The 5,122-nt window shown below is 59.4% G+C and carries 5 protein-coding genes; all 5 read left to right on the forward strand.

Annotated features, from left to right (window positions below; translation table 11 throughout):
• A partial coding sequence (locus EOA86_RS21425) for an aldehyde dehydrogenase family protein (RefSeq protein WP_128343455.1) occupies positions 1–686 on the forward strand: 686 nt, incomplete at its 5' end.
• A 12-nt stretch (positions 687–698) separates the two neighbouring features.
• The gene (locus EOA86_RS21430; protein ID WP_091598615.1) at positions 699–2,102 is read left to right on the forward strand and encodes an aspartate aminotransferase family protein; all 1,404 of its coding nucleotides are present in this window, start codon (positions 699–701) and stop codon (positions 2,100–2,102) included.
• A gap of 376 nt (positions 2,103–2,478) precedes the next feature.
• Positions 2,479–3,552, forward strand: coding sequence for a GlxA family transcriptional regulator (locus EOA86_RS21435; RefSeq protein WP_236473034.1), 1,074 nt, complete (start codon positions 2,479–2,481; stop codon positions 3,550–3,552).
• Between the two features lie 202 nt (positions 3,553–3,754).
• Positions 3,755–4,933 carry a M24 family metallopeptidase gene (locus tag EOA86_RS21440; protein WP_091598618.1) on the forward strand — a complete coding sequence of 393 codons (1,179 nt, stop codon included), beginning with the start codon at positions 3,755–3,757 and terminating at the stop codon, positions 4,931–4,933.
• Entirely contained in the window at positions 4,920–5,108 is a 189-nt protein-coding gene (locus EOA86_RS39520) for a hypothetical protein (RefSeq protein WP_128343457.1), read from the forward strand. Before EOA86_RS21440 ends, EOA86_RS39520 begins: the two co-directional genes overlap by 14 nt.
• Positions 5,109–5,122: the final 14 nt, after the last annotated feature.

Raw genomic sequence — 5,122 nt, forward strand, 5'->3', positions numbered from 1 at the left:
CCAATGCTCCTTGTATCATTCTCGATGACGCACCCTTGGAGACTGCCGTGGCCGGATGCATGGCAGCCAAATTCGCCACATCCGGTCAGGACTGCCTGGCAGCAAATAGGATCTATGTCCAGCGGGGAAGCTATCAAAGGTTTGTGGAGGAATTCGCGAAGGCCACCAGTAAACTGAAAGTCGGGCACGGATTCGAGCCCGGTGTCGACATTGGCCCGATGACCAAACCCTCTGTCGCGGAAAAGTGCAGGCGACAGGTTTCCGAAGCTCTTTGTGCCGGAGCCCGCATCGTTGTTGGCGGACAGGACAGTCCGCTCGGCGGCAATTTTGTGACCCCGACTGTTCTCGCCGACGTCACTGACGACATGCTGATCGCCAAGGAAGAGACCTTTGGGCCGGTCGCTGCAGTCCTTCCGTTCGATAACGAGGCGGAAGTGCTTGCGCGGGCCAACAACTCGGAAATGGGCCTTGCGGCTTACGTTTACACAAGAGATCTGAACCGCGTCATGCGGCTGACCGACCAGTTGGAGTACGGCATGGTCGCCGTCAACACCCCGAAATTTACCGGCGCGCCCATACCTTTCGGAGGATGGAAGCAATCCGGCCTCGGCCGGGAGGGCTCAAGACATGGCCTCGCCGAATATCTCGAACCCAAATACGTGTGCATCGGCAACATCTTAGACTGAAAGGAAAGCCCTATGACTATCAACATCAAGGATATCAGCGAAAAGGATAGAAACGCTGTCCTGCATCCATTCACGCAGCTCAAGGATTTCGCCACCGGTAAGCTCGGAGAGCCGACGATCGTCGAGACAGGGAAGGGAATCCGCATTCAGGACGCGCATGGCAACCAATTTATCGACGGTTTTGCCGGCCTCTACTGCGTCAATGTCGGCTATGGCCGAACCGAGGTGGCTGAAGCAATCTCGCGTCAGGCCTATCGCCTCGCGTATTACCACTCCTATGCGGCGCACACGAGCGATGAGCTCGCCATCCTCTCTGATCGCCTCGTGAAGATGGCGCCTGGGAAGATGAGCAAGGTGTTCTACGGCATGTCCGGCTCGGATGCGAACGAGACCCAGGCCAAGCTTGTCTGGTACTACAACAATCTGCGTGGAAAGCCGAACAAGAAGAAGATCATTTCGCGTGAACGCGGCTATCACGGGTGCAGCGTCGTGTCCGGCTCGATGACGGGGATGAGCTTCTATCATGACAATATGGATCTGCCGCTCCCGCAGATCGTTCACACCGGTGTGCCGCATCACTATTGGGGCGCGACCCCGGGCGAGACCGAACGCGAATTCTCCGCTCGCCGCGCCGTCGAGCTTGACCAACTGATCGAGCGCCTAGGCCCGGACAACGTTGGCGCCTTCATTGGCGAGCCGGTGCTCGGCACCGGCGGCATCACGCCCCCGCCGGAAGGCTACTGGGAAGCTATACAGAAGGTCCTCAAAAAGCATGATGTGCTTCTGATTGCCGACGAAGTAATCACCGGGTTCGGCCGCACCGGTTCCATGTTCGGCTCGCAGCACTATGGCATCGAGCCAGACCTCATCACGATCGCAAAGGGTCTGACTTCGGCCTATTTCCCACTTTCCGCGGCAATTGTCGGTGAAAAGGTTTACGAGGTCCTGGAGGACGGGGCGGACAAGGTCGGTGCGTTCTCGCACGGTTACACCTATTCAGGTCATCCAATCGGGGCTGCCGCGGCCAACGCGGTGCTGGACATCGTCGAGAAAGAAGACCTTCCGGGGAACGCTCGCGAGGTCGGTGCATTCTTCCAAGCGCAGCTGAAGGAGAAATTCGCGCAGTTGCCGATCGTCGGCGAAGTGCGCGGCGTCGGCCTTATGGCCGCAATCGAGTTTGTGGCCGATCGAGACAACAGGAAGCGTTTCGATCCAACACTCAAGATTGGCGCACGAATGTCCAAGGCGGCGCGTGAACGCGGTCTGATCGCTCGCGCCATGCCGCATGGTGACATTCTCGGCTTCGCTCCTCCCTTGGTGACAACCAAGGCTGAAGTCGAAGAAATCGTTGGCATCGCTGAAAGTGCAGTTCGCTTCGTTATGGATGAGCTCACGCGAGACGGGCTTAACATCTGAGGCGCACGGCAGCCGAACCTGCAGTAGTCTGCCGACGTTCGACAGGCGCAGCCCTGGCCCGCTCTATCGAGCGGTTCACCGGGACGCGAGCGGGCAGATTAAATGACGCTCAGCGGGAGATCATCGGGCCCCCGACTGCGGTGGGCGCGGCACCAACAGCGCCGAAGAGCGGAGCCTAGCTGTCTGGAACTCGGGGCGATCGAGTCTTCCGAAGCAGCAAGCAACGCTTTCGCTAGAATGCTGTCGAATACGGTTCGATAGGCGCAGAGCACTTCGTGTTGCGTAGCTGCTCTGGTCTCCAAGGAAGTCGGTCGCGCAGTTTTGGCATGGCCGCCGGGCCTACGAGAGATCAGGGTAGGAGAAAGGACCCCCGGGGATGCTAGACTCGCAGTCCACATGCCGAAATTTCTGCTTTTACCTTCTGCCTGCCTTTTCGCTTCATGCCTTCTCGTCGGCAGTAGAAGCGCTTAGGCTCGCCAACGAGGTGGTGGGGCGGGAGGTGTATAGCTGGCAGGTCATTTCGGACGACGGGCAACCTGCGGCCTCGAGTTGCGGGTTGTTGGTTTGTGCCGATTCTTCGTTGTCGTTCGAGCGTGAAAGAACTCGTGGCTCGATCTCAGCACCGGCTGTCGTGGTCGTCGGCGGCCGCAATGCTCCTACTCCGCACAAACAGCTTGATGCCTGGCTCAGAGAGTGTCGCAATCGCCGCGGCAGCCTCATAGGGATAAGTAGCGGTACTATTGCGCTTGCTCGGGCGGGGCTTGCAGAAGGGCGGCGTTGCGCGGTTCACTGGGAGCAATTTCCGATATTCTGTGAGCGGTTCCTAGGCGTGGTAGCGACTCAAACTGCCTTCGAGCGGGACGGGGACCTATACACTTGCGCCGGGGGGGACGCCCCCTTCGACATGTTTCTGGATTTGGTTGATCGCCACCATGGGACGATAGTCGTCAACCGTATTTGCGAAAAAGCTATCGCGTGTAAGACCCGTTCAGCGGGTGACCGCCAACGTCTACCCCTTCATTCTCGAGTGAAACTAAACCACCAGGCGGTCATCAAGATAATAGAGGAGATGGAGGCAAACCTCGCGGAGCCATTGCTATTGGACGAACTTGTGGGGTCAGCCGGCCTATCCCGCCGTCAAATCGAGCGGCTGTTTAGGCGGGAATTGGGATGTTCTCCGAGCCGCTATTATTTGGATCTTCGTCTGGAACGAGCGCACCTGTTACTGATCAGCTCGCGCCTGCCGGTCGTTGAAATCGCGATGGCTTGCGGGTTTGTCTCTGCATCGCATTTCTCAAAAGCGTACCGCGAGGCCTACGGATGCGCGCCGCATCAATCACGATTGCCGATTTATCAACGGAAAGAAATGCGGTCGAACCTGCCGGAGGAAAATAGAACCAGGCAAATCGATCGGAGGCTAAGTAACGAAAGAATACCGAACTGCCACTAGCAGAGCGCCGTGCTGTTCTCTGAAGATCGGGTATGGCGCTCCTTTGCTGAATGGCCTCAGCATACCAGCCGGAGAAAGGGTGTTCGAAGAGCTCCAGCTTCGATCAGCTCTTCTCGATTGCCCCATTGCAAACCGGGTCGGCCTCGCCCGCTCTGGCGCTAGGTGAAGACACTCGGACGCGATAGAATAGGAGGATTTCGATATGATACCATTGCCCTTCCTGCTGGACGAATACCGGAACAGGCTTTCCGCCATCCGAACGGAGATGGCACGACGCGGTCTCGATCTTCTCGTTGTCAACGACGTTGCTAACCAGCACTACATCACCGGCTATGACGGCTGGTCGTTCTACACGCCGCAACTGGTGCTAGTGCCGCTTGCGGACGAGGAGCCCGTCTGGGTCGGGCGCGCCATGGACGCCGCTGGCGGACTGTTGACGGCATGGATGAAGCCCGAGAATGTCGTCGGCTTCCCGGAAGATCATGTCCAGCGGCCTGACCGCCATCCAATGGACTGGATTGCCGGCTGGATCGAGAAGAAGGGGTGGGGGCGCGGCAATATAGGCATCGAGCTCGAGGTCTATTACTATTCCCCGAAGGCCCATGCGCGGCTGACCGCGGGCCTGCCCAATGCAATCTTCCACGATGCCGACCTTCTGGTGAACTGGATCCGCAGCGTCAAGTCGGACGCCGAGATCGGCTACCTCCGCAACGCCTCGCGCCTTGCCGAGGCGGCGGTCACCGCGGCCTATGACGTGATTGCGCCAGGCGTGCGCGAGTGCGACGCCATCGCCAAGATCCAGGCCGCTCAGATAGCCGGCTCGCCGAATTTCGCTGGCGACATCACCGCCCTGCCGCCGACCATATTGGGCGGCGAAAACGCTTCGGCACCGCACATCATGTGGAGCGACCGCCGCTTTGGCGACAACGAAACCGTCGCACTCGAACTCGCCGGGGTCGTGCGCCGCTACGCTGCCGGTCTGGCACGGACGCTTCAGCTAGGCGCCATGCCCGCCAAGGTCGGTGACACCGGTAAGGCCGTGCTCGAAGGCATGGAGGCCGTCCTTGCTGCGATCAAGCCTGGTGTTGTGGCGGAAGACGTCGAGGCGAGCTGGCGCAAGGTCATCCAGCGCTACGGCCTGAAGAAGGAGTCCCGCATCGGCTATTCGATCGGGGCCGCCTATCCGCCAGACTGGGGCGAACACACGATCAGCCTGCGCCAGGGCGACAAGACGATTTTGAAGCCGGGCAACGTCCTTCATTCCATCCTCGGTATGTGGATGGATGGCTGGGGGATCGAAGTGAGCGAAACGATCCTCGTCACCGCCGACGGCTGCGAGACGCTGACCAGCTTCCCGCGAGAGATCCATGTCAAACGCTGAAGCCGGCAAGGAATTGATGGATGCCGCGCTGGATCGCAGGATGGTCGAGATCCGCCGCCACCTCCACCGCAATCCGGAGCTCTCGAACGAAGAGAGCGAGACGCAGGCCTATCTAAGAGAGGTGCTAGAAGAAGCCGGGCTGAGCGGCATCAGGCCCGTGGCCGGCTTCTTCTAGCACCTCTCTTAGAT

The organism is Mesorhizobium sp. M5C.F.Ca.IN.020.32.2.1, from assembly GCF_004023105.1.
Classification (GTDB): Bacteria; Pseudomonadota; Alphaproteobacteria; order Rhizobiales; family Rhizobiaceae; genus Mesorhizobium; species Mesorhizobium wenxiniae.

Excerpts from the sequence above, each read along its gene's own strand:
- EOA86_RS21435 (WP_236473034.1), top strand. The coding sequence starts at position 2,479 with ATGCTAGACTCGCAGTCCACATGCCGAAATTTCTGCTTTTACCTTCTG.
- EOA86_RS21440 (WP_091598618.1), top strand. The coding sequence starts at position 3,755 with ATGATACCATTGCCCTTCCTGCTGGACGAATACCGGAACAGGCTTTCC.
- EOA86_RS39520 (WP_128343457.1), top strand. The coding sequence starts at position 4,920 with ATGTCAAACGCTGAAGCCGGCAAGGAATTGATGGATGCCGCGCTGGAT.
- EOA86_RS21430 (WP_091598615.1), top strand. The coding sequence starts at position 699 with ATGACTATCAACATCAAGGATATCAGCGAAAAGGATAGAAACGCTGTC.